The sequence below is a fragment of the Methanosphaerula palustris E1-9c genome, assembly GCF_000021965.1.
Taxonomy (GTDB): domain Archaea; phylum Halobacteriota; class Methanomicrobia; order Methanomicrobiales; family Methanospirillaceae; genus Methanosphaerula; species Methanosphaerula palustris.
On sequence record NC_011832.1, the window covers coordinates 1,994,381 to 2,016,360 of the forward strand.

Annotated in this window: 26 protein-coding genes; 9 read left to right on the forward strand and 17 right to left on the reverse strand. The window is 58.6% G+C overall.

Going from position 1 to position 21,980, the window contains the following annotated elements:
• Nucleotides 1–25: 25 nt before the first annotated feature.
• Nucleotides 26–568 carry a pyruvoyl-dependent arginine decarboxylase gene (locus MPAL_RS09360; protein WP_012618502.1) on the reverse strand — a complete coding sequence of 181 codons (543 nt, stop codon included), beginning with the start codon at nucleotides 566–568 and terminating at the stop codon, nucleotides 26–28.
• Nucleotides 569–681: 113 nt separating this feature from the next.
• Between MPAL_RS09360 and MPAL_RS09365 the strand changes: the two genes are divergently transcribed.
• Nucleotides 682–2,013 (forward strand): AIR synthase-related protein, encoded by a 1,332-nt coding sequence (locus tag MPAL_RS09365; protein ID WP_012618503.1) that lies wholly within the window; start codon nucleotides 682–684, stop codon nucleotides 2,011–2,013.
• A gap of 4 nt (nucleotides 2,014–2,017) precedes the next feature.
• Here the strand turns inward: MPAL_RS09365 and MPAL_RS09370 are convergent, their stop codons facing one another.
• The 12 genes from MPAL_RS09370 to MPAL_RS09425 all read right to left on the reverse strand — a co-directional run bounded on the left by MPAL_RS09370 (nucleotide 2,018) and on the right by MPAL_RS09425 (nucleotide 13,375).
• Nucleotides 2,018–2,740 carry a class I SAM-dependent methyltransferase gene (locus MPAL_RS09370; protein ID WP_012618504.1) on the reverse strand — a complete coding sequence of 241 codons (723 nt, stop codon included), beginning with the start codon at nucleotides 2,738–2,740 and terminating at the stop codon, nucleotides 2,018–2,020.
• Nucleotides 2,737–3,735 carry an AAA family ATPase gene (locus MPAL_RS09375; protein WP_012618505.1) on the reverse strand — a complete coding sequence of 333 codons (999 nt, stop codon included), beginning with the start codon at nucleotides 3,733–3,735 and terminating at the stop codon, nucleotides 2,737–2,739. The genes MPAL_RS09370 and MPAL_RS09375 overlap by 4 nt, the downstream gene beginning before the upstream one ends.
• Nucleotides 3,722–4,453: a 4-phosphopantoate--beta-alanine ligase gene (locus MPAL_RS09380; RefSeq protein WP_012618506.1), complete on the reverse strand. Its 732-nt coding sequence runs from the start codon at nucleotides 4,451–4,453 to the stop codon at nucleotides 3,722–3,724. The genes MPAL_RS09375 and MPAL_RS09380 overlap by 14 nt, the downstream gene beginning before the upstream one ends.
• Nucleotides 4,450–5,316: a pantoate kinase gene (locus MPAL_RS09385; protein WP_012618507.1), complete on the reverse strand. Its 867-nt coding sequence runs from the start codon at nucleotides 5,314–5,316 to the stop codon at nucleotides 4,450–4,452. The genes MPAL_RS09380 and MPAL_RS09385 overlap by 4 nt, the downstream gene beginning before the upstream one ends.
• Complete coding sequence (gene coaBC, locus MPAL_RS09390; RefSeq protein WP_012618508.1) at nucleotides 5,298–6,437, reverse strand: bifunctional phosphopantothenoylcysteine decarboxylase/phosphopantothenate--cysteine ligase CoaBC; 1,140 nt, start codon at nucleotides 6,435–6,437, stop codon at nucleotides 5,298–5,300. The genes MPAL_RS09385 and coaBC overlap by 19 nt, the downstream gene beginning before the upstream one ends.
• Nucleotides 6,434–7,336 (reverse strand): class I SAM-dependent methyltransferase, encoded by a 903-nt coding sequence (locus tag MPAL_RS09395; RefSeq protein WP_236610365.1) that lies wholly within the window; start codon nucleotides 7,334–7,336, stop codon nucleotides 6,434–6,436. Before MPAL_RS09395 ends, coaBC begins: the two co-directional genes overlap by 4 nt.
• On the reverse strand, nucleotides 7,305–8,357 hold the full coding sequence (locus tag MPAL_RS09400; protein WP_052292241.1) for a 60S ribosomal export protein NMD3: 1,053 nt from the start codon (nucleotides 8,355–8,357) through the stop codon (nucleotides 7,305–7,307). Before MPAL_RS09400 ends, MPAL_RS09395 begins: the two co-directional genes overlap by 32 nt.
• Before the next feature lies 1 nt (nucleotide 8,358).
• Complete coding sequence (locus tag MPAL_RS09405) at nucleotides 8,359–8,652, reverse strand: DUF424 domain-containing protein (protein WP_012618511.1); 294 nt, start codon at nucleotides 8,650–8,652, stop codon at nucleotides 8,359–8,361.
• 79 nt (nucleotides 8,653–8,731) lie between these two features.
• Entirely contained in the window at nucleotides 8,732–9,559 is an 828-nt protein-coding gene (locus MPAL_RS09410) for a TatD family hydrolase (protein ID WP_012618512.1), read from the reverse strand.
• The gene (locus tag MPAL_RS09415) at nucleotides 9,531–9,884 is read right to left on the reverse strand and encodes a dihydroneopterin aldolase family protein (protein ID WP_012618513.1); all 354 of its coding nucleotides are present in this window, start codon (nucleotides 9,882–9,884) and stop codon (nucleotides 9,531–9,533) included. Before MPAL_RS09415 ends, MPAL_RS09410 begins: the two co-directional genes overlap by 29 nt.
• A 35-nt stretch (nucleotides 9,885–9,919) precedes the next feature.
• Nucleotides 9,920–11,935, reverse strand: coding sequence for a S8 family peptidase (locus MPAL_RS09420; protein ID WP_012618514.1), 2,016 nt, complete (start codon nucleotides 11,933–11,935; stop codon nucleotides 9,920–9,922).
• 57 nt (nucleotides 11,936–11,992) lie between these two features.
• Entirely contained in the window at nucleotides 11,993–13,375 is a 1,383-nt protein-coding gene (locus MPAL_RS09425) for a PEGA domain-containing protein (protein WP_012618515.1), read from the reverse strand.
• A 103-nt stretch (nucleotides 13,376–13,478) separates the two neighbouring features.
• On the opposite strand from MPAL_RS09425, the gene MPAL_RS09430 reads away from it, so the two are divergent.
• Both MPAL_RS09430 and MPAL_RS09435 read left to right on the forward strand, forming a co-directional pair.
• Nucleotides 13,479–14,840 carry an MBL fold metallo-hydrolase gene (locus MPAL_RS09430; RefSeq protein WP_012618516.1) on the forward strand — a complete coding sequence of 454 codons (1,362 nt, stop codon included), beginning with the start codon at nucleotides 13,479–13,481 and terminating at the stop codon, nucleotides 14,838–14,840.
• A 116-nt stretch (nucleotides 14,841–14,956) separates the two neighbouring features.
• Nucleotides 14,957–15,418, forward strand: a complete 462-nt coding sequence (locus tag MPAL_RS09435) for a protease inhibitor I42 family protein (RefSeq protein WP_012618517.1) — start codon at nucleotides 14,957–14,959, stop codon at nucleotides 15,416–15,418.
• A gap of 51 nt (nucleotides 15,419–15,469) precedes the next feature.
• On the opposite strand, the gene MPAL_RS09440 is transcribed toward MPAL_RS09435, so the two are convergent.
• Both MPAL_RS09440 and MPAL_RS09445 read right to left on the reverse strand, forming a co-directional pair.
• Complete coding sequence (locus tag MPAL_RS09440; RefSeq protein WP_012618518.1) at nucleotides 15,470–15,889, reverse strand: hypothetical protein; 420 nt, start codon at nucleotides 15,887–15,889, stop codon at nucleotides 15,470–15,472.
• 18 nt (nucleotides 15,890–15,907) lie between these two features.
• On the reverse strand, nucleotides 15,908–16,336 hold the full coding sequence (locus MPAL_RS09445) for a nuclease-related domain-containing protein (RefSeq protein ID WP_012618519.1): 429 nt from the start codon (nucleotides 16,334–16,336) through the stop codon (nucleotides 15,908–15,910).
• A 182-nt stretch (nucleotides 16,337–16,518) separates the two neighbouring features.
• Here MPAL_RS09445 and MPAL_RS09450 point away from each other — a divergent pair, with 182 nt between their 5' ends.
• The 3 genes from MPAL_RS09450 (at nucleotide 16,519) to MPAL_RS09460 (ending at nucleotide 18,333) form a co-directional block, all read left to right on the forward strand.
• A complete protein-coding gene (locus MPAL_RS09450; protein WP_012618520.1) occupies nucleotides 16,519–17,274 on the forward strand; it encodes a type 1 glutamine amidotransferase domain-containing protein in 756 nt (251 codons plus the stop codon).
• Nucleotides 17,275–17,320: 46 nt separating this feature from the next.
• Nucleotides 17,321–17,584, forward strand: coding sequence for a hypothetical protein (locus MPAL_RS09455; protein ID WP_012618521.1), 264 nt, complete (start codon nucleotides 17,321–17,323; stop codon nucleotides 17,582–17,584).
• Nucleotides 17,585–17,850: 266 nt separating this feature from the next.
• Nucleotides 17,851–18,333, forward strand: coding sequence for a serine O-acetyltransferase (locus MPAL_RS09460; RefSeq protein WP_236610366.1), 483 nt, complete (start codon nucleotides 17,851–17,853; stop codon nucleotides 18,331–18,333).
• An 88-nt stretch (nucleotides 18,334–18,421) separates the two neighbouring features.
• On the opposite strand, the gene MPAL_RS09465 is transcribed toward MPAL_RS09460, so the two are convergent.
• A complete protein-coding gene (locus tag MPAL_RS09465) occupies nucleotides 18,422–18,946 on the reverse strand; it encodes a hypothetical protein (protein WP_148208210.1) in 525 nt (174 codons plus the stop codon).
• A 151-nt stretch (nucleotides 18,947–19,097) separates the two neighbouring features.
• On the opposite strand from MPAL_RS09465, the gene MPAL_RS09470 reads away from it, so the two are divergent.
• A complete protein-coding gene (locus MPAL_RS09470; protein WP_012618524.1) occupies nucleotides 19,098–19,964 on the forward strand; it encodes a zinc ribbon domain-containing protein in 867 nt (288 codons plus the stop codon).
• Nucleotides 19,965–20,155: 191 nt separating this feature from the next.
• Here the strand turns inward: MPAL_RS09470 and MPAL_RS09475 are convergent, their stop codons facing one another.
• Nucleotides 20,156–20,386, reverse strand: coding sequence for a DUF2164 domain-containing protein (locus tag MPAL_RS09475; RefSeq protein ID WP_012618525.1), 231 nt, complete (start codon nucleotides 20,384–20,386; stop codon nucleotides 20,156–20,158).
• Nucleotides 20,387–20,671: 285 nt separating this feature from the next.
• Between MPAL_RS09475 and MPAL_RS09480 the strand changes: the two genes are divergently transcribed.
• On the forward strand, nucleotides 20,672–21,004 hold the full coding sequence (locus MPAL_RS09480) for a hypothetical protein (protein WP_012618526.1): 333 nt from the start codon (nucleotides 20,672–20,674) through the stop codon (nucleotides 21,002–21,004).
• Nucleotides 21,005–21,056: 52 nt separating this feature from the next.
• Nucleotides 21,057–21,854 carry an EFR1 family ferrodoxin gene (locus MPAL_RS09485; protein WP_012618527.1) on the forward strand — a complete coding sequence of 266 codons (798 nt, stop codon included), beginning with the start codon at nucleotides 21,057–21,059 and terminating at the stop codon, nucleotides 21,852–21,854.
• Nucleotides 21,855–21,980 lie beyond the last annotated feature (126 nt).

Here is a 21,980-nt window from a genome sequence, read left to right on the forward strand (position 1 = left end):
GGGTATGAATGAAAAAATCGAGGTATCACTGAAAAACTGCGACTGCGATGACGGTTGTCCAGAGCCCGTTCTTCTCACCCTGAGCGGTCTGGCAGATCTGTTTGGTCTCGATGATCTTGCCGGACGCTTTATAGATCTGTTCCCGCTCCTGCCAGGCCCGGTTTGGATCGAACTCGATCCCAAGGGTGGTGGCCAGCATCGTTGCAGCCAGATCCTCGGCATATTCCCCGGAGATCGCTGCAGACTCTCCGAAGGCATGATGTTCGGAGAGGTACCCGTATTCGTCGGCGTCCTTGGGGAGAGCCAGACCGATCGCGGCAGAGACCAGTCTATTCGGCTCGTTGGTCTCGTTCCTGGCCATCACGCAGTAGACGATTTCACCTGCCTGCAGCATTTCAAGCCCTTCTCCACAGGGGATCTCCGTACAGTACGGTGGGAAGATACTCGAGACATAGACCAGATTACACCGCTCGATCCCGGCCTTCCGGAGGGCCAGTTCAAAGGACGCAAGTCGATCTTTGTGCACCCCCACCCCTTTGGTGAAGAAGATCTTTGTTGGAACAACCATGCAATTTTATCTGCATTCTGGCGGTTTAATTATTGCCTTTAAGGGAACCCATAAACCCCCCACGAAGCCTTCAAGATCATCTCATTTAAGTGGTAAAGGATACACCACCGTATATGGATGTTGAAGAATTTGTCAGACGCAGAGTAGATCAGGGTCTTGATAGAGCAGCAATCACTGCTGCTCTTCAGCGTCATATCATGGAGATCAAAGGGGTGGACCAGCCCTATGCAGAAGCCTTTGCAAAAGCCGTCGTGACCGAAGTGGAGCAGACCTGCGGCCTTCAGGGCGATCTCTTCACCTTCGCCCCTGCCGGCGTCACCATGGGAGAGTTCGGTGTCGGGTCGCGGGGGTCAGGCGACTTCTTTGCACATAGACAGCTGGCGCGGATCATCGGCAGTACCTCGGCATCGGTCGGTGTCGACGAGATGGACGACGCCGGGGCGGTCACGGCCGATGGAAAGTATATCATCTGCACCGTCGATGGCATGCACTCGCGCCTTTCTGACTTTCCGTTCCTGGCCGGGTTTCACGTGACCAGGGCCACACTTCGGGATGTCTACGTGATGGGGGCCCGACCGGTCGCCCTCTTCTCAGACATCCATGTGGCCGATGACGGGGATGTGGCAAAGATCTTCGACTACACCGCAGGCATCACCTCGGTCGGTGAAGCGATGGACGTTCCGCTGGTCACCGGTTCGACGCTCCGGATTGGGGGTGACATGGTCCTCGGATCCAGGATGACCGGTTGCGTCGGCGCTGTCGGGGTCGCTGAACACCTGACCGCACGAAAGGCGACGGCACCAGGGGATCTGCTGTTGATGACCGAAGGAGCGGGTGGAGGTACGATCGCCACCGCCGCCCTCTATTCCGGCTTCCCCGAGGTGGTCGAGGAGACGATCAACCTCAACTTCCTGCAGGCTTCGGAGGCCATGATCAGATCCCCGGTCCTGCAGAGTGTGCACGCGATGACCGATGTCACCAATGGCGGACTCCGTGGGGATGTCTACGAGATTGCAGAGACCGCCGGTTGCCGGATCGTCGTCGACGGAGATAAAACCAAAGATCTGGTCGAACCGCATGTCAGGGGGATGCTCGATGCACTCCAGATCGACTACCTCGGTGTCTCCCTCGATGCACTGCTGATCATCGCCCCGCCCGAGGCCGCCCCTGAGATCAGCCGGGTGATCCGGAACGCCGGCGTCAGAATTGCAGAAATCGGTCATGTCGAGAAAGGACCGGCCTCATCGGTGCTGATGATCGATGGAAAAGAGCATGGTTTTGATCCGATGTTCAGGGAATCTGCATACACACCCTTGAAGAAGGTCGTCGACCGCCCGGGACGGGATGTCGAAGAGATGCAGGAGGCGGTGCGGCAGGCAGCCACCGCAGCAATGGAGAAGAAGGAACGGGTGCTCGGACGGTTGCTCAAACCATCCGCCCCCTAATGGATCACTCTTTTTTCCCTTTTACACAGATATTATAGGCAAAACACGGGAGTCTGCGCTCAACGAACGGCTCGATCTTCTTGGCGATATCGAAGACCGGTTCGACGAGGTTCAGATGTGCAAAGGAGCACCGCTTCACCTGCACACCGGTGAATCCAGCCTCTGAAAAGAGCTTCCGCATCTCCTTCTCGTTATAATAGTGTTCACCGAAATCGCCCATGCCGACCTGCTGGATCTTCATGGCCTCGCCGATATGGTGGATCGCCGGGAGGCCGGCAGTCAGCAGGTTTTTACCGAGGGTGCAGACCGAGATGGTACCCCCGGGCTTGAGGACACGGTATGCCTCCGACAACATTCTGCCGGGCTCTGTGAGATAACTGAAGGCGAGCAGGCTTGCAACCGCATCAAAGGTGCTGTCCTTGAACGGAAGTACGTCCCCGTCGCCAACGGTGAAGTCACTGTCAGGGCAGCGCTCTACCGCTTTCTCGATCATCCCGCTGCTGATGTCGAGCCCGACGGCTGTCCCGCCTTTTTCGGTGTAACGATTGACAAACAGCCCGGTCCCGCAGCCAATGTCGAGAAGGTACCCCCCCTGAACCAGCCCATTCATCACATGTTGAGAGATATGCGCATGGTAGCATCTCCCCCGCCGGTAATCATACCTGCGGTCATATACCTCGGCCATCTCATCATAATGGCGCTGTACCTTGATCTCATCTCCAATCATGCAAAACCTTCCTGTGCAATTCTCATCAGCAACGCATTGAGCTGAACGAACTCGTTGTTGCAGTGACCGAGTCGGTGATCTGTATCAGCGAGTGCACGCACGATCGCCGGTGCATTGTACTCCCGGTGGACGACCTCGCTCAGCGCCGAGATGACCTCCTTTCCTGATAAACCATAATCGATCAGCAGCGATTCCACCATCCGGATCGCCTGGGCCGTCTCCTGGGCCTGCAGGGCATTGAAGACAGCCAGCGCAACGGTCGAGGTCTCCGACCGGGCCGCAGCAATCTCGCTCACCGACTGATCAGTGGTGACGGCGACCTGCAACATCATGATCGCCCGCCGCAGGTCGCCCCGTGCGGCCTGTATGATCAGGTCCAGATCCTCGTCAGTCACTGGAGGCCGATCTCCTGCCACCCCTGCCAGGACTTCACGTAACCGGTCTTCGATCACCTGATTCGCAATCGGGCCGAAGAAAAGGGGCAGACAGCGGGACGCTATCGCCGGGATGATCGCGCTCTGGTTCTGCGCACAGAGGATGAACCGGCAGGTCCCCGAGAACTGCTCCATGATCCTGCGGAGGGCCTGCTGTGCTTCCCGCGTCAGGGCGCCGGCATCCTCAAAGACCATCAGTTTGAACGGGGCATCGAGCGGCCGTATCGACGCATACCACCTGACGATGTACTTGAAGTTCGCAATCAGCGAGAGATCCTTCTGGTAGATGTGCGCATACCGCTCGTCAGCCTCCAGGTATGCCTTCCCCTGTTCGAAGAGGTCGCCGGTCTGAAAGATACTGGTGTTCTCCTCCCAGTGATCGTGATAGAGCACCTTCGCGAACGCTTCGATGGCGGCCGTCTTCCCGGTGCCATGCGGGCCGGAGATGAGCAGATGGGGGACATTCCCCGATGCTGCAAAAGAGGAGAGGGATGCTACCACCGAATCCTGCCCCAGTATCTCCCCAAGCACCGCCGGCCGGTATGTTTCAATCCAGAGCATGTATCAGCCTCGTCGCTATCTCAGATATTGCGGTTTGTAAAAGATAATGGTTATCGAGGTGCCTGATCAGCCCGGCTGCTTCGTCATCGGTCAGATCGGAGAGGGCGGCCGTCACCGCCGGCAATGCCCGGGTCACCTCGTCCACGATCGTCAGGGTCGCAGTCCGAGCTGTACGGGAGAGCGGGTTTAAGTCGACGGTGATCACCTGCTTCCCCATCGCGATCAGCGCCTCGCACCGGTCCCCGTCCTCAAGGGGCACCAGCACGAGATCGGCGCTGCCGATCCCCTCGTTCAGAGACCAGGCCCGGTCATGGGAGAGAGGGATCAACCGTTCCGCGGTGCCGGTCAGCACATCCACATCGTGTTCCAAAAGGAGTGCCGTGATCTTCTTCATCCGCTCCTCGGTCCGGTGGAAGAGGTTCACCTCGACCTGCGCATGGCTCGCCTGCTGAAGGGCGGCAATCTCGTCGGCTGCCAGCGCAGCCGTGTTCCCGTTCACCGAGATCACCGGATGGCGGGCAGCCCGTATCATCGCGGCGGCAGTCCGCTCAGCAGTTCTGGCGCTGGGCATGGTCACCTCCCCGATCAGGTAGTCGAACGCTTCACCTCTGCCGTGGGAGGTGAGCCCCTCGAGGGAGACGACACCGTCCCTGGCGGCCTCAGCCAGCCTCTCGCGAACGACGAGAGAGCGGTACCGTGGATGGTCTTGTGGAATCATGATACATGCTCCTGGATTGAAAATCCACCTGATGCGATCTCCAGGTGAAATGGTTCGCCGACTGCCGATAGAACCTCGACCGCCGAATCCCCGAGGGCAAAGACACCGTTGCCGAGCATCGTCATCGACGCAGGGACCCCGGCGCGATCGCAGAGCGAGAGGGCATGCCTGACCTCAGGGGTGATCAGCCCGGAGTGCTCGGCAAACTGGCGGGAGAGGTGAAAGAAATCGACGAGCGAGTCCGGACACCGGGCGGGAAAGGCGGCCTCCACGGCGGCCATTGCCGGCCCTGACTTAAGGACGGCCGGGGTCGGCAGGGGGCCGAACGTGACTGCACAGAGCGAGCCGGCCATCAGATCCTGGAGGCGGGTTATCGTTCCATCCGGCCCCGGCCCTTCCCTGCAGACCAGGCCTCCACCCTGACAGGCGGCGACATCCCCAAGCCCGGTCTGGTGGACGATCTCGGCTTCATGGGCAAGAGCCGTAACCTGATGGGTTGAGAGGCCGAGGTCATAGAGGACGTTCAGTGCCGCCGTGGCCGAGAGAAGAGCCGCGGCTGAAAGACCAAAACCGGCGCCAATTGGGAAGGTGCAGACCGTTGTGACAGCGGCGGTGACCTCGAGACGGTCCATCACATAGGCAATGGGCGGCGACGCGGTCAGAACCGTGCTGCATGAACCTGCCCGGTCCACCTCCCTGACCTGCACCTGTGGTTGATCAGCGGGTACTACCGTTGCTTCGACCCCGGCACTGATCACAATCCCTGCACCGATAGAGCCGGTGGTCTGAACGCTCGTCCCCTTCACACGCCGGAAGTAGCCCGAGATATGTCCAGGACAGAAGGCTACGGCACGGTCGACCATATGGCCGCTGCCACCTCCTCCTTGCTCCCCGAAACGGTCCTTGTCTGATCCAGGGAGACCAGTCCGAAGGTACCTGACCCGGTTCCCATCTCGTCGGGAGTGTTGGTCACCACCAGCGAAGCCCCTGCCTCAAGCAGGGCCGAGGCGGCGGCCCCGGTCTCCCAGCCTAGTTTGAAGGCGACCACCGACGGCCTGGCCGGATGGGCGAGCACGGCATCGATCACCTTACCGAGCGGGGCGAGCTCGATCCGGCAGGGGGTTCCGCTCGGAATCTTTCCCGACTGCCGGACCGGCTGGAAGTCTGACACCGCCGCGGCACTCAAATAATAGTCCGCACCCTCCTCATCGAGCACCTGCATCACCTGCTCCCGCATCGAAGCGGCAGTATCGCTGTACAGGTTCCGAACACACGGGAACCGGTCCAGGTGCACCACGGTCACCTCAGCCCCACGCCGGAACGCCTCAAGGGCCAGGGCCCTGCCCATCTGCCCGGTCGACCGGGTGGTCAGCACCCGGACATCGTCGACCGGTTCTCTGCAGGGTCCGCTCGTGATCAGTACTCGTCGGCCGGCGAGCGATCCTCCCCAGAGCGCCCGTTCAACATAGAGGACGATCTCCTCGATACCAGCGATCTTCGCCTTCCCTTCCTCAATGCGTGGCGGGACGACATCGATACCCCAGGAACGGAGGGTCTCGAGGTTCGCAAGGACGGCTGCATGGCGGTACATGCTCTGGTGCATCGCGGGAACCACAACGACCGGCATCCCGCTTCCAAGGGCCGTCGTGGCGCAGGTGGTGACCGGAGTGTCGTCGATACCTACCGCGATCTTGCTGATCGTGTTGGCCGTGCAGGGAGCGATCAGCAGCAGGTCGGCGGTCCGGTCGTCCCCGCAGTAGGTCACATGCTCGACGAGCCCGGTCAGCCGCGTCAGCGTCGGCCGGCCAGTCGCATAGGTCAGGGCATCGGGATGAATGATCTGCTGCGCTGCAGCAGACATCACCGCCTGCACCCCGGCTCCTGCCCGACGGAGGGCGTGAACCAATCTGACCGTCTCGACGGCGGCGATCGAACCGGTCACCGCGATTAGAATCTCCTTTCCCAGAAGGGGCTGCCAGGTCATCCGAGCACCACGTCCTGCACCAGATGCACTCGACAGGGCCCGTACTTCTTGACGACCCGCACACTGACCTCGGCAGAAAATCCTGCCTCCGCGGCCAGAGTCAGTACCTGATCCGACTGATCCTCCAGGGCATGGAGGTGGATGACACTCCCTGTTCTGGCATGAGCCAGCGCAGCTCCAAACATGGTTATCCCTTCAAAATGGCCGATCAGCAGCCGGTCATAGACCCCGCTGATCAGAGTCCGGCAATCCCCCAGGAACCCGCGAACGCTCCCTTCAAGCCGGTTTTCACGGATATTTCTGAGCAGGTACCGGTACGAGACCGGGTTCAGTTCAAACGCGTCGACCGTCGCCCCGGCCCGCCCGAGCGGCACACTGAAGTATCCGATCCCAGCACACATATCGGCGACCCGTTCTCCGGGGCTGACGGCAGCGGAGAGCCGGGCCTTCTCAGCACGGTTTCCCTGCGAGAACATCACCTGCTGCGGGTCGAGCCAGTACCGGGATCCGTTCTCCCGGTGAAGCACCTCGCCGGCCTCGCCATAGAGCAGGGTCGTCTCCGGGATTCGCATCACCCCCAGATGGGTGCGGGTCCAGAGCACCCCCCGGGGATGACACCGCCGGATCGCCCCGTCCACTTCAGCCTCTGACGGCCGGTCACCGTGAAAGATCAGCAGGTCGCCGAGGCGCTGGTACCCCCGCGGGTCGCCGGCTCGTTCCGGCAGGTCCTCGTCCCAGGCGCAACCATCCCTGACCGGCACCCAGGCATACCCGTCCTGCACATACGGACGACGGGTCTGATCGACCCATGACTCCACCGCGATGCTACCCAGTTCTGAACTGCTGACCTTCCTCGCTTTCATCGTCTCACCCGAGGAGGACGAGCTGGTCGTGGTCACGGAGAACCCTGACCTGATCCCCGGTCTCGATCCGCTGCCTCCGCCAGTCCACCAGCGGAACCTCGTGAGTCGTGCAGGTGTCCGGGTCCATCAGTCCGATGACACCACCATCAGCATAGACTACCAGCGCTTCGATGGCAGTACTGGTGTTGCCGATCTCGCGGTTGATCTCATCCTCCCGGATCGTCCGGACCTTACCGTTCAGCAGGTCAGTGACCTGCACCCGTTTTCCCTCAGAACTCTGCACCTGGAAGTACTGGCCGGCAACGTCGATCACATCGCCATGTCGATAGCGGGGAAGCCTGACCAGGTACGTGATCCGGTATAGAGCCCGGCCGGCCTTCTCTCCGACCAGCTTTGGGTGGGTCGTATACCGACCGCCGAACTGATTTATCAGCGCCTGTACGATCAGGATCCCGATATGCTGCGATCCGACGATCACATCGACACCGTCACGGGTCTCTTCGAGCTGCGAGATGTAGGAGAGACGGTCGCCGGATTCCAGCTGTTCATCCTCAATAGAGGTGGCCAGCCGGACCGCGGCCTCCTGTTCGTACGGCGTCAGGTGCCGGCCCTGGGCCCGGATCTGAACGATCCCCTCATAGTAACTGCCGCTGATCCGGTTGCACCGGTCGCACTGCTCCTTATGCCAGCTGATCCCCACCCTGCACTCGCCCTGGACCGGGTACCCGTACAGCGTGCCGGTGATCCCGATCACCGCCAGAGAGCGGTTCACCGAGATCTCCCTGACCCGGAGATCGAAACTTCCATCCTGAAAGTCAGGGTGAAGATGAACGGCCTTCATGGCGAGTTCACGATCGACCTCTTCGCGTTCACGTTCGCTGTCACTCCAGACCTTGCCGTTGCTCTTCACGGCTCCGCAGGATGGGCAGAAGGTATGAATGACCCGCTCGTCGCAGGTGAACGGTTCGGTCTCTTTCATCCTGCACCTGCGGCAGAGGCCGTTTTCGGTCGGCTCTCCACAGCGGGGGCAGAACTGTTCTCGTATATCAATTTCCATGTTAGACTCTACAGATCAGGGCATGCGGTACGCTGCCGATTTCTATACAGGCAGACCGTTCCAGCAGTCCCATCTCGATTGCAAGGGCAACCGCTCGCTCACCCATCAGATTGATGTTGCATGCACCATCCAGTGCCGCCCGCACCTCTTCCTCATCGACGAGCCGGTTCCCATAGAACGATTCGTGGATCCACACCTTTCGTCCCTCATCGGTCAACACCTGATTGTGCAGTTCACGATCACAGACCGCCACTACATCTCCACCACCAGGATTCCGATGGATCTTCAAATACATTGTACTCACGTATCTTCAGGGAGAGGTTAAAAAGATGAGCGTGGAGACCCGTGACTGATCCCAGGACAGAGGTCCCGGGTCAGAGGACGATCTCGACGCCGTAGACTCGTGACGGGGTTTCGGTGTGGATCCGAAAGACATCCTCAGGGGTGATCTGACCGTCTGTTAACAGCCGAGTGGTGTACCGGGGGACCGATCGAGGACCGATCACCGCCCCGGGGCGGGTCGGATCGTCCATGTAGTCGCTCTCCATCGTAAAGGCCCTCTTCTCCCTGCAGAGTGCAGGGATGGCCTCGTGTCGGGCGATGAACGAGGGGGCCAGCAGGGTCTCAGGGGTAGCGAAGTGCTTGACGACCCGACCGGGGTCCATGCCGGCCTTCTCCGCCATACCGATCACATCGGTACAGGGACCGGTCTCTGCATGGATCTGGACCGCACACCCACACACCCTTCCAAGCTCCAGGGCATGGAAGAGAACTTCGTTTGAGAGATCCCAGCACCCGGGACTGACCGGGTAATGGGGCCGCCCGCTCTTGAGGGCCACGGCCTGTCCGTCGGCTACATACCGGGCAGCCAGACTGAGCCCCTCCTGCATGATTGCGGCCATCTCCCCCTCGGTCCGGGCCTCGGAGAAGTAGGTGATCTCGGCCGGGTGAATCCCCAGTATCGGGAAGACCACCAGCCCGAGTTCCCGGATCGCAGCGGCGGTCTTCAGCGTCGCTTCGAAGACAGGACGATAATCCTCGCCCTTCCCCGGCACAATCCCGTACGACCAGGAGGGGAGGGAGACCAGAAAGATGTGAGTCCCACCGCTCTTCTGGAAGTCCTTCGCGGCCTCCAGTCCACGCCCGGTGCCGGGATGGATATGGATATGGTCGTCAGTGATCGGATAGGGGCTCTTCTTCATCACAGCTCACGATCCTCATCAACGGATACCCGTTCTCCGGTCTCAAGGCCGCAACACAGGTGGTGGCGCCGACCTTCGTCCTGATCGTCACATCGAACATCAGGCCGGAGAGTTCGGCGTACCCGAACGCATTCGCATTCATCAGCGATCGGTCGAGGGTGACATCGATCTCTTCCACAAAGGGCTGGAGTCCGACGCTCTGCTCGATCACCGCTTCGACGCCTGAAGCGGTCTGCACTGATATCGGGGTACCGACCCACTGGTGATAGAGCGCCCCGAGTTTGATCCCTGCCTCAAAGGCAGCCTGTTCACGATCAGTACTCATACCTGTACTGGGGAGTGATCCGCATTAAAGGGTGATCAGATCCCCCATGGGGACCATCTGACAAAGGTCGGTGCTGAGGGTACAGAGAGATCGGACGCCGTCGACACAGGGGTTGTCCCGGGGGTGCCGGCTGTGGATGTCCCGAACGAGGTCATCCCCGTTTGCCCGAACGGGCTGCTCCTTCTGAATGGATCTGTCGATAAAGCGGATTGGGTGACAGACGGCTCAATGGTCGCCATGGGGGTCGGCGTTACCGATGCAGGAACCTGCCCGACCAGCACGGCCCCCCCTCCGGCTGCGATATACATCTGCACAGCATCGGCAAGGCCATACCCATAGACAGAATCTCTGCCAGACGAACCGAGGTCGACGGCCGAGGAGAGGAGGGCTGTTCTGATCTCACTGGCACTCCGGTTCGGGAGCACGCCCCAGACCTGTGCGATGATGCCCGCAACATGAGGAGCCGAGGCGCTGGTTCCTACAAAGATCGTATCGAACCCCCCAGCCCCAGAGACGGCCACCCGATCGGGGGCACAGATGTCCGGTTTAATGATCGTAAGAGGTGACGGATAGATCAGGTTCACCGGCCCGCGGGAGGAGAACGGTTCGATACTGATACTCCGAACACCATCGGCCCTGACCGCACCGACCGTCACCACATCAGGAATCGCCTGGTGACCATAGACCGAGCCTGCAGGGTTGACATTGTTGGAGTACATCGTGGCATCATCATCCGGGTAGATGAAGAGATCGAGGGTCCTGACCTGAGCCTCCCCCCGATAGTTACGGATCACGAACTCCCCTTCGATCGTCGAATAACCGTCGTTCTGGTACTCGATCGTCTCGATAGGATCGTCATTGCCATCCTGCCGGGAGGTACTCTGATCGAGGATCATGCCGGTCCGGGCGTCGACAAAATAGAGATCGTAATCGTTGCCAGAACTGCCGAATTTGTCATCCCATTGCAGCACCGCCGACACGCTACTCCCCGATGGAAGGTCGACATACATGTTCTTGTGAATAGAGGTGCCGCTGCTGAAGTCATGAAAGTTGTCGCCATCATTGTAATACGTACCCAGATAGTGCTGGTCGGCATAGTTCGACGCGGCTGATACATAGATGATCTGCTTTTCAGCGATCACCGAGGAGATGTGGGTAGCGACGATCCCCTGCTCGAAGAACGGCTCCTTTGGCCAGCAGATGTCATCACAGATCACCGTGCACCCCTCAGCGACCAGTTCATCGACCGCATGGTTGAAGGCGACCACATTGGATCCATGTTCGTGAAAGTACAGGGTCGCCTGGGGTGCCTCGTCATGGATGATCTCCAGCATGGCAGTCCCCTCATTTCCACCATCGGCGTTGGAGATGACATGGAGATCGGCGGGCAGGTCTCCGGTGGCCTGGGCCTCTGCAAGCCCTTTGACTCCGTCAGAGATCACGCCGATCTTCACTCCGGCCCCAGAAGCACCGTACTGCGTCCGAAGCTGGTCCGCCTTGAGAAGCGTATCGCCTGCAGTGACCGTTCTGCCGGCATTCACCAGGGGTGCACTGACCCTGCTGATCCCCTTCACCCGGGGATCTGCAGCCAGCGACGTCAACTCAGGTCCAGTGACCCGGGCCACTACCAGATGATCCTCCTCATCCCGATCAGTCACTTCGTCAACCATGGAATCGATGGATGAGGTGGGTGTTCCAGACAGAAGGGTGATATAAACCTGGATCGACCAGGAAGTATTCTTCTCCTCTCCGGACTCTCCCTGACGCTGCATCTGTGCAGAGTCCAGCAGATCGGTGGCGATCTTCTGGACTCCCCCGCTCTGACCGACTGAAGAAGACTGGTTTTCCACCGTTTCGATCGCTCGCTCCACCTCTGCCGAAGAGACCAGATCGTCACTGGTCTGCAGGACCGGTCCGGATCTTTCAGATGATACTGAGAGAGCCACCGCTGTGGCGGGGGGCACCGTTACTGCGACCAGCATCAGGATGCAGAGCAGGGAGGCAACCCTGGAGAACCGGTCCAATCGGGAGGGAGGGGAAAAGGGATACATGGAGAACCTCGGCAGATCGTATATGTACTACTGCCTGCACCTGTACCCTGATTATAGTTACGCTCCCGGATCATCCCGCCGGTAGAACAGACCGACGATCAGGAGACCGATCACCAGCAGGGGGACCTCTGCTGGTCCTGATTTCTGAGTGGTGGTCGGGATCTGAGATGACGAGGCAGAACCGGTGCCGGTCGCCGCAGGCTGAGCAGTGCCTACCTTGGTTAGAGTCGCTTCGACCACCGCAGCCTGTCCGTCCGTCACCGTCACCGACCTCGACTGATCCTGGTATCCAGTCTTGGAGAGGACGACCTGATGGGTTCCCACCGGTATATCCCGGACTGTCTGGGGGGCGACACCGCGGAAGACGCCGTCGACCGTGATATTCGCATCCATCGGCGTGGTCGAGACCCGAATCATACCGGTTGCGGCCTGGGTGGAAGCGGTCTGCTGACCCGTGGTTCGGGTGCTGGCTGTCACACCGGTCGTGACCATCTGCTGGACGAGCCTGGCCATATAGGGAAGCTCCTCCCCGGCCCGGATCTGCACCGGTACGACCACGTCACTGTACCCGTCCGCACTGACGGTCAGCTGGTGAGTACCGGCGCTGAGGCCGGGGTACACCATCGGAGTGAGACCCAGGTAGACCCCGTCCACCTTCACCGATGCCCTGGATGGGACCGATGTCACATTCAGCGAACCCCGCTGCTGGAGAGGGTCCAGGGTCGCATTGATGGAAAGGGTCCGGCCGGCCGTGATCGTGATATCGGTCTGGTACTGCTGGTATCCGTCAGCCTTCAATAAAACCTGGTGGCTCCCGGGACGGAGGGCCTCGATCAGATGATCAGCCCCGCCGTAGTCGACACCATCGATCACCACATCTGCATTCGGGGGAACCGCCCCGATCAACAGCGAGCCGGTGGTCGGAGTCTGGTTCAACTGCAGATCGATACTGAAGGATCCCCCTTCCGGAACCAGGGCAGTGGCGATGGCCGGGTCGTACCCGGTAGCAGTCACAGTCAATTGGTGGGTGCCTGACCCGGCATCGGAGAGGGTCAGGGGCGTGATCCCCCGGTACGTGCCGTCCACATAGACCGAGGCGGGCTCGGGATGGGAGGTGACGATCAGCACACCGTTCTTCTGCACGGGGACCAGCGTCGCCGTGATCACAGAGTTCTGTCCTGCCGACACGTACTGGCTGACAGACCAGTCATGATACTCCGACAGGGTCAGGTTCACCAGGTGCTGCCCAGAGGGTACGTTAGAGACATTGACCGGCGTCGACCCCTGGGGCGCCCCGTCGACCAGCACCTGGGCACCAGGGGGCTGTGAAGTGATCGTCAGCGAACCGGTCTGATCTGCCGATGCCAGGGGGACAAACAGCAGAGAGAGCAATGCAGCGTAAAAAATGATCGACCAGCATCCAGCTCTCGGGTATATCATCAGAAGAGGATAGGCAGGAGGAAAGGAAATAGGTTGGCCTGGAGGTCCGACCATTAACAGATATAAATACTAGAGGACTGGATCGTTTGACAGAGGCGATGCGATGATACTTAAAAAGTTCAGGGCCGAGGGGCTCTCCCATAACTCCTATCTGATCGGGTCCGGGCAGCAGGCAGCCGTGATCGACCCGCGACGGGACTGCGAGGCCTACATTACTGCTGCAGAGGCGCATGACCTGAAGATCACCGATATCTTCGAGACGCACAGGAACGAGGATTATCTGGTCGGGTCAGTCGAACTGGCCAATCAGATCGGGGCGACGATCCACCATGGGGAGGATCTGGACTTCCAGTATGGCATGCCGGTGAAGGATGGAGAGGTCTTCTCAATCGGCTCCCTCTCCCTGACCGTCCAGAAAACCCCCGGCCACACCCCGGAGAGCATCTCGATCGTCGTCACTGATCGGGCGGTCAGTGACCAGGCGTACCTGGTCTTCACCGGCGACCTGCTCTTCGCCGGATCGGTCGGCAGGATCGACCTGACGGGAGACCCGGCCGGTGCCGCGGCACTCATGTACCAGAGCCTGCATGAACGGCTGCTCCCCCTCGGTGATGGGTTAATAGTATGTCCGGCGCATGGGGCGGGATCGGTCTGCGGAGGGCATATCAGTGACCATCCGTTTACCACCATCGGGTATGAAAAGAATACCAACCCGTTCCTTGGGCTGGAGAGAGAACAGTTCATCGCCAGGAGAGTGCAGGAGAAGACCTATGTGCCCCCATACTTCTCGATGATGGAGCGACTGAACCGTTACGGCCCCCCGCTCCTCCCTGCCGGCCAATCGCCTGCCCCGCTGACGCCGGCCGAGGTGAAGACCTGTCAGGACCTGGGTGCCCAGATCCTGGACATCAGGTCACCGACCGGGTTTGCAGCCGGGCACATCCATGGCTCCCTGAACATCTGGCGGGAGGGGATCGCCGCGTACGCCGGCTGGATGCTGAACTATATCAACCCGATCATTCTGGTCGACGACTTCAATCTGGACCGGAACTCTGTCGTGCGCACACTTCAGAGGCTCGGGTATGACCGGGTAACATGGTACCTGGCCGGCGGTTTCACCACATGGTCGACCAGCGGAAACCCGATAGCACAGATAAAGACCTGGGGGCCAGAGGATCTGGCCGACCATCTCGACGATCCCGATCTCCTGATCCTCGATGTCAGGGATATCAACAACCGTATCGAGGTCGGGTGGATTGAAGGGTCACGGCACCGGTATATCGGCGAGCTCCCCATGCACCTGGACGATCTTCCACTGGACCGGTTGATCGTGATCCACTGCGATGTCGGGTACAAGGGAAGCCTGGGTGCCAGTATTCTGGCAGCTCACGGGTACCCCCGGGTGGTGAACCTGCTGGGGGGTATAGGAGGCTGGATCAATGCCGGTTATCCGGTGAAACGGTGATAGACCCAAAAACCTGATCCGCACCCGCGATCTCCACCTCTTCGAAGGGCGCTGCCCGTTCGTTACTCCCGTAGGTTTCGGCAGCCTTATCTTTCGTTCCGACCCATTACCCTGCCATGAAGAGAACGATCATTCTCCTGGCTCTGCTGGTTACCGGTATGCTATTGACTGCAGGGTGTACCGGGACTGGTACCGCGAACAACAGCACATCGACCTCGTCTTCAGCGACGCTGAAAAATACGACGGTGGTGCCAGGGAACAGTTCCATGCCGGTGATAACCGGGAATACCACGGCGATCACCCTGCCGGCAGGGAAGACCACCACGATCGAACTGCCAGAGAACCCGACGACCGGCTATGCCTGGAACGTCACCCTGTCATCAGGACTGCTGATCGAGAACAACACCTACATCCAGGATAACGGGACCGCAAACAAGGTCGGTGCAGGTGGAACCCACCAGTGGGTGGTCAGAGGGGTATCAACTGGCAAACAGACCTTCTCGGCAATATACAAACGCCCCTGGGAGGCGCTTACCGGGAATGAGACACAGTTCACCGAATCCATCACCGTGACCTGAACAGATCGGTGACAGAACTCTTTTTTTTGATCCATCCCATTTTCCGCACGATCATTCCCGATTGACCTGCACCCGAAAGATGAACCGATTCAAAGCGCTGCTGGTCCTCACCCTGCTCCGCCGGACCTCTTCGAGGAGCTCGATCTGACAGGTCTCCTCAAGCCGATGTCCCCTGATGACACCACAGACGATGGCCATGTTCTCGGTAAGGCCCAGTTTCGTATGCACCTCTCCACAGGTGACCGCAAAGATGGTGTACCCGGCCGCCCGTGCCGGCGCAACGTACTTGGTGCAGAGGAACTGCCGGATCGCAGTCGCGACCGGCCCCTGCAACTCGTCCGGAAGGACCTGGTCAGAACACCCGCCGGCCATCGGAAAAGTGGGGATAGGGACTTCGCAGACCGGCTCGCGCTCATTCAGCCGGGCCAGGGCCACAGGAATCGCCTCCATCCGTTCCAGGAGGGCATCCATCGCTACAGAAACTGGTCTTCATAGAGTCCGGCGGGTATGGGCCGACGAAGGAGGGGTTGGTTGGAAGTGGAACACACCCCCCTCTTGCGGTGGCCGGAGTGCCTCGGCGATCGCCACCAGATCCCCGAACCGAAGCGTATATCCGGAATTGACCAGACGGATCTGATCGACCAGCGTCTCCCTGATCACGACACGAAACCACGTCACCACGGCCCGGTCGATCTGTCCATCCGGATAGGTGCTCCCCCTCAGGAAGTAACTCCAGGCATCAATCTTCCGGAGATCCTCCTCCTCGCCCCTGACCTCCCCCAGATAGGCCTTCAGGTCCAGTACGATCATGCCGTGGCTGTAGAGGAGCAGGCAGTCGATCTCACTGTTTAAGAGGAGAACGTTATGAAGGAGAAAGACCTGACCCTCGAGATCAGAGCCCTGCACCGGGCCGATCATCTCATTCAATTGGTCGTACTCGTGCCTGCCGGTACCGGGGATGCTCGCCGTAGTAAACCTGTATCTTCATCAGACCATCATCTTGGGTGATTTAGGGGCACAGCGATATCAACATTGTTATTTTTTGCAAGAGGTCGGTATATATAACTCGAAAAGCAAATTATTAACCTGGACGGGGTCTGATGGGGAGCAGAGATAAGGGAAGAGTGCTGATCATCCTCTCCGGGGCGGATCACCTCAGGATGAAGAACGGGACGATGCTGAAGACTGGATATTATCTGAATGAACTCTCCGATCCGCTCGCGTACCTCCATCGGGCCGGGTTCAGCGTTGACTTTGCATCCCCCGGGAGAAGAACTCCTGCCATCGATCCCCTGAGCCTGAACTTTCTGAAAGGGGAACGAAGGACACAGGCGCTCGCACGGGTCGAGACCCGTGAAGGGTTGATGAGGCCGCTGGCGATCGAGCGGATCACCGACGATGAACTGACCGATTACTCGGGTGTCTTCGTCCCGGGCGGACATGCACCGATGGCAGACCTCGCCGGCATGGAACGGATGAAGATACTCTTCGAACATTTTCACCGGGGATACAAACCCACCTGTCTGATCGGCCATGGGGCGGCCGCAGTGATCCCCTCGATCACGCAGAACAGGCCCTGGATCTATCGGGGCTACCGGATGACCTGTTATCCAGACTGGATGGACTGGATCGCACAGGCCGTACTGAGGCGCCTCCCAGGGAAACTCCCCTTCTCCATCTCCCGAAACCTGAAGCGCGCAGGTGGGATCGTCAGGCATAACCACTTTCCAGGACGATCATTCGTCATCGAGGACCATGAACTGCTGACAGGACAGGATCCAAGGTCTGCAGACCGGCTCGGGAGAGCGTTTGTGACGAAACTCGAAGAATACCGGAAGAAGGAGCCGCTCTTCTGAGAGGAAGATTTATCATACCATGATACATCAGGATGCATGATCATCTATGAGCACCTGTCCACAATGCGGGATGACCGTGCAGGCCGGGGTGGTTCTCTGCCCTTACTGTAAGGTGAATATGCATGTCCTCAGAAGGTCAGAACTGAACAGGTCTGAACCCGAGGATCAGAGCCAACAAAAACAGGTTCATCGTCAGGGGCCGACCCGGGAGAGAAACGCCAGGTTCACAGGTGAAAGACGGCCTGGACCGGACGGACTCTCGATCGGGAAACTGACCGGGGTGCTCTTCACCTCCGGGCATTACCGATGACCCGGTCAGATCCTTTTTTTCCTCAGCCAGCCCATCTTTGATTCAACAGAGTGTTAAACATTGTATTCCAGTCCAAGCAGAGACTGAAAAAGAGTCCTGAATATTTACTAACCTGGGGTTTTCGACGACACAGGAGGGGGTGACGAGGTCTGATCAGATCAGAGGAAGAGTACCGGTTCTATCTTGAAGCAGACAGGATCGCTCTCGGAAAGAGGGCACACCGGCCGAAATTCTTCGGTGATGAGGTCTGGAAGTTTGAACGGTTGATGCGTACGGTTGATTATAACCATCACTGCCGGTCGGCCTGGTGGTGGGCCCCCTACCGGGCACAGGTCACCGCACGGTTTCACCTGATGGGGCTGCTGTTGAAGTTCACCATTCCTCCCGGAGCCTTTGGGCCGGGGCTCGCCCTCGCCAACCGCGGGACGATCGTCGTCCACCCCGATACGAGGGGCGGGGAGAACTGCAGGATCCATATCGGTGTCACCATCGGGGCAGCTCTCGACCTGAAGGAAGAAGGCCCCCGGCTTGGCAACAATATCTATATCGGCCCGGGAGCTGCGATCGTCGGAGGGGTGACGATCGCCGATGATGTCGCCATAGGCGCGAAATCAGTGGTGATCAGGTCGATCACAGACCCGGGGGTCACGGTCGTCGGGGCGCCAGCCAGGACGATCAGCCGGAAGGGATCAGATCAGATGATCAGAGCGACAGCCATTCTCCGCAACCAGGGAAGACCACATCAGTAAATTGTGTGGTTTCATGGGAGAACTCTTCCCTGGCGGCGTCTGGCAGATCAGAACCTGAAGAGAAGATGCGGGAATGACTGCTGGGGACTTATAGTATGGTCCAGGTCCTGACCGCGGCACAATCGGATAAACGGCCGGCCACCACCGAAGCGCAACGTTCTGCACACGCCTCTGCAAGTTGAGTGATGAATCCGTCCTCGATCATGATCAGTCTCGGGTTCACCATCGGCCGAACCTTCCAGTCACACAGCCCGTGGTTATCGATATACCGGAACTCAAGTGAGAAGATCTCTACCCAGCCCCCAGACACCAACCCGGCCGAGTGTGTTATCTGCTGGGCGACCGGCTCTATCCGTCCTGCCACGATCCCGGAACAGATCTGCGTCATCTCGTCGACAGCCCGCTTCACCTCATCCGGGGGGGCTCTCACCGGGAACCCGGCATCAAAGAAGACCGGATCGTTCCCCGGCATGCGGGCACTGGACGCATCAAGGGAGGCTGTCAGCACCATCGCCTCCATTCCCCCTTCATCGCAGCCACACACCTTCGACCCGGTCACGCCGACCACTCCGTTCCCGGTGCATACCGCCGCACCGCGTTCCACTGTCTGCAATACATCATGCCAGCTGACGCTGACTGCCGGGTTAATCCTTTCGATTTTCCCAGGACCCTGAGCAGGTATGGGTACTGGTCTCTTCCGAAACACTCATTGAACCGGAGGCACGAAGTGTACTGTCTATCGATCAATAGAAACGTGAACCGCCATGCAACGCTGTACCCACTGTGGAAAAGAGATTCAGGATAATGTCACCCTCTGCCCGTACTGTCTGAACGGGACGGGCGGAAGTCATCAAAACGACCTCACCAAGGACTGGACCCCTCGACGCGAGGACGGAAGTACCCCCGTTCGGAGAGGTGATGACGAGACCGGGGCGGCAGGACGGTCAAATCTGCCGCTCAGAACGGTCGGCATCGCTGTTGCACTGATCGTCTGTGTGATCGTGGCAACCCTGATTGGAACCACGCCTCAGCACCCGGTACAGGAGTCGACCGACCGGGCGATCTTCAGCGATGTTCTTCAGCAGTATCATACAACCCACCCCTCCAACGACACCTCACTTGCAGAGACCGGCCAGGAGACGATCGACCTGGTGGGACTGCTCAAGGCGAAAGGGATCACGGCAAGGATGCAGGCCGGGGCGATCGATCGGCAGATCTCAGGTAGAGAGGAGGTTAACCGAGCCTGGGTGCTTGCAGGGGTGAACAACAGTACCAAGAGCGCGAACGGCACGATCGCCAACACCACAACATGGCTCGCCGGCGACCCGGCCAGCGGTGCGGTGGTCACCTACGACCAGAACCGGTACTATTACACGGGCCTCACCTTCAACAACACCACCGCGTTTCAGGATTTTCTGAACGCAAAAGAAGAGTACCTGACCGCACAGGATGAGTATTCCCAGGCCTCTTCAGCCTTCCAGGATCTCCAGCAGCAGTCGAAGAGCACGCAGGACTACCAGCAGAAGGTGAAGCTCGACTACCAGATCTATACACAGGCCGCCGTGGTCAGCCAGAAGGAGGAACAGATCAATCAGACCCTCACCCGGTTCTGGTCGGTACCAGTCCAGTAGACAGGAATCAGATTGGCGTCATATGGATGAAACGTCCCGGGTATCCCCTGACCAGAGCCCACTTCATTCACACAGGCTTGCCGGGATGCCCCAGTCACCGGTTGCAACCACCAGGCAGAAGATAGATCCACGGAGATTGGCCGATGTACGATCTCAATCGTGTGTCGCGATTGAAAATATCGCAAACCCCTTTATTTCCGGATTGACAGGAGATCTTCAACCGCGTCTACCATGTAGGTGTGAGAATCATACACGCCCTGATTGTAAAATTCCGGTGCTAATTTTTCCAGTATGAAATCCAGAATCAGATCCGCCGCCAAATTTCCGATCTCTTCATCTCTCTCTTTAGAAAAAGTCCTGATCTCAGAGATCATGTCGTCCCTTCTCTCTTTTGTTACTTTGATAGAATGTTCATCTCTCATTCACTACCCCTCGTATATAAATCGCATCAGATTCAACCAAATTTCCCTTAAACACGGCCAGAATACCGGTAAGATTCAGGTGTCCCGATTTATAATACCATTTCGTATGATTTTTCTCTGGTCCATAGAGTAATAAAAATCTCCTCACCTCAACTGCACCCGTTCTCCAGACCGTCCTCATTTCTGACCAGGAGTAACCCGAGCATGCACGGACCCACGGATCGGGAACTGTTTATGGGGAATGACCTTTGAGTTCCTCTTCAAATGGTCCGATAATTCCATTCAATGGTCCAGTCCATTTTTAACCGTAATCTTCATTACCTCCTGCTCTCGGGGAGGAGAGGCAGAATATTCGTTGCTGCAAATAGATGGAAAACGGCATTGTGGTTTTCTGGAAAGAGAGATGAGAAGGAGAACGAATCGTTCCAATATGCTGAACTCATCACTATGAGGATCAATGCGGTCGACCTGCTCGAACACCTGAAGTGCTACAAAGACGGCAGGGCGACCCACACGATCGTCGAAAATGAATTTCATCCAGATTATACCTGGAAGACTTCAGGAACTGTTTGCGCAGGTTCTGTCGATACCTTCATCCTTGCCGGAAGATACTCTTAAGAACTCAGGGAAACGCCCTAAAACGTTCCTGTCCACTCTCACGGAGGAGTCCATGAAGACCATCATCTATTATTTTACCGGCACCGGCAACTCTCTTGCCGCTGCAAAAGAGATCGGCGCAGCACTTGGTGACTGCGAACTGGTCCCAATTGCATCGTACAGGGACACAACAGGGGATATTATCCCAGGTGTTGACCGGGTCGGAATAGTAAGCCCGGTTTACTTTACCGGCCTTCCGGTGATGGTAGCCGAATTTGCTGAACGCCTCGATCGCTCGCAGGCACAGTACGTCTTCTCTGTGGTCACGTTCGGAGGTTCCGGCGGACCGTCGACATTGCACCAGCTCGATAGCATCCTGAAAAAAAGGCAGGACAGGGGTCTGGATGCTGGGTTCATGGTAAAAATGCCCGGCAATTATATCCTGATGTACGGTTCCCCTATCGGAAAAAAGCGGGAGAAACTTCTCGCTATGGCTGATGAACAGATCGCGGCAATTACAGCGATGATCAATCGCTGTGAACCGAGGAGATTACCCTCTTCCCTCCTCTTCAGCATCCTTCACACCCTCATGTACCCGCGTTTCACAGCACATGTCCACGATGATGACCGAAAATTCTCTGTCAATGAGCACTGCACATCATGCGGAACCTGTGCAGCCATCTGCCCGGCTGAAAACATCGAGATGGTGGACAAAAAACCCGTCTGGAAACACCACTGCGAACTCTGCTGCGGGTGTATCCACCTCTGCCCGGCAGGAGCGATCCAGGCTGGCTCCCGTACCGCTACCCGGCAGCGGTACCGTAACCCTTCGATCAGCATAGAGGAACTCAAGGGACAAAAGGAAACATGAAGACCAGCAGGTAGGACCGGCACCGGCACCTCGTTCGCCGCTTTAAACTGTGATAGTCGCTGCAGGCACTTCGTGACCGCGAACTGATCCCGATTGCGAAAAAGGTCGGGACCGTCTGCCCCGCTT

Excerpts from the sequence above, each read along its gene's own strand:
- MPAL_RS09420 (WP_012618514.1), bottom strand. The coding sequence starts at position 11,935 with ATGTATCCCTTTTCCCCTCCCTCCCGATTGGACCGGTTCTCCAGGGTT.
- MPAL_RS09405 (WP_012618511.1), bottom strand. The coding sequence starts at position 8,652 with ATGTATTTGAAGATCCATCGGAATCCTGGTGGTGGAGATGTAGTGGCG.
- MPAL_RS09385 (WP_012618507.1), bottom strand. The coding sequence starts at position 5,316 with ATGGTCGACCGTGCCGTAGCCTTCTGTCCTGGACATATCTCGGGCTAC.
- MPAL_RS09375 (WP_012618505.1), bottom strand. The coding sequence starts at position 3,735 with ATGCTCTGGATTGAAACATACCGGCCGGCGGTGCTTGGGGAGATACTG.
- MPAL_RS09455 (WP_012618521.1), top strand. The coding sequence starts at position 17,321 with ATGAGCACCTGTCCACAATGCGGGATGACCGTGCAGGCCGGGGTGGTT.
- MPAL_RS09415 (WP_012618513.1), bottom strand. The coding sequence starts at position 9,884 with ATGAGTACTGATCGTGAACAGGCTGCCTTTGAGGCAGGGATCAAACTC.
- MPAL_RS09440 (WP_012618518.1), bottom strand. The coding sequence starts at position 15,889 with ATGGATGCCCTCCTGGAACGGATGGAGGCGATTCCTGTGGCCCTGGCC.
- MPAL_RS09435 (WP_012618517.1), top strand. The coding sequence starts at position 14,957 with ATGAAGAGAACGATCATTCTCCTGGCTCTGCTGGTTACCGGTATGCTA.
- MPAL_RS09425 (WP_012618515.1), bottom strand. The coding sequence starts at position 13,375 with ATGATATACCCGAGAGCTGGATGCTGGTCGATCATTTTTTACGCTGCA.
- MPAL_RS09380 (WP_012618506.1), bottom strand. The coding sequence starts at position 4,453 with ATGATTCCACAAGACCATCCACGGTACCGCTCTCTCGTCGTTCGCGAG.
- MPAL_RS09450 (WP_012618520.1), top strand. The coding sequence starts at position 16,519 with ATGGGGAGCAGAGATAAGGGAAGAGTGCTGATCATCCTCTCCGGGGCG.
- MPAL_RS09370 (WP_012618504.1), bottom strand. The coding sequence starts at position 2,740 with ATGATTGGAGATGAGATCAAGGTACAGCGCCATTATGATGAGATGGCC.
- MPAL_RS09400 (WP_052292241.1), bottom strand. The coding sequence starts at position 8,357 with ATGGAAATTGATATACGAGAACAGTTCTGCCCCCGCTGTGGAGAGCCG.
- MPAL_RS09430 (WP_012618516.1), top strand. The coding sequence starts at position 13,479 with ATGATACTTAAAAAGTTCAGGGCCGAGGGGCTCTCCCATAACTCCTAT.
- MPAL_RS09365 (WP_012618503.1), top strand. The coding sequence starts at position 682 with ATGGATGTTGAAGAATTTGTCAGACGCAGAGTAGATCAGGGTCTTGAT.
- MPAL_RS09360 (WP_012618502.1), bottom strand. The coding sequence starts at position 568 with ATGGTTGTTCCAACAAAGATCTTCTTCACCAAAGGGGTGGGGGTGCAC.
- MPAL_RS09460 (WP_236610366.1), top strand. The coding sequence starts at position 17,851 with ATGCGTACGGTTGATTATAACCATCACTGCCGGTCGGCCTGGTGGTGG.
- MPAL_RS09485 (WP_012618527.1), top strand. The coding sequence starts at position 21,057 with ATGAAGACCATCATCTATTATTTTACCGGCACCGGCAACTCTCTTGCC.
- coaBC (WP_012618508.1), bottom strand. The coding sequence starts at position 6,437 with ATGACCTGGCAGCCCCTTCTGGGAAAGGAGATTCTAATCGCGGTGACC.
- MPAL_RS09470 (WP_012618524.1), top strand. The coding sequence starts at position 19,098 with ATGCAACGCTGTACCCACTGTGGAAAAGAGATTCAGGATAATGTCACC.
- MPAL_RS09445 (WP_012618519.1), bottom strand. The coding sequence starts at position 16,336 with ATGATCGGCCCGGTGCAGGGCTCTGATCTCGAGGGTCAGGTCTTTCTC.
- MPAL_RS09410 (WP_012618512.1), bottom strand. The coding sequence starts at position 9,559 with ATGAAGAAGAGCCCCTATCCGATCACTGACGACCATATCCATATCCAT.
- MPAL_RS09475 (WP_012618525.1), bottom strand. The coding sequence starts at position 20,386 with ATGAGAGATGAACATTCTATCAAAGTAACAAAAGAGAGAAGGGACGAC.
- MPAL_RS09480 (WP_012618526.1), top strand. The coding sequence starts at position 20,672 with ATGGTCCAGTCCATTTTTAACCGTAATCTTCATTACCTCCTGCTCTCG.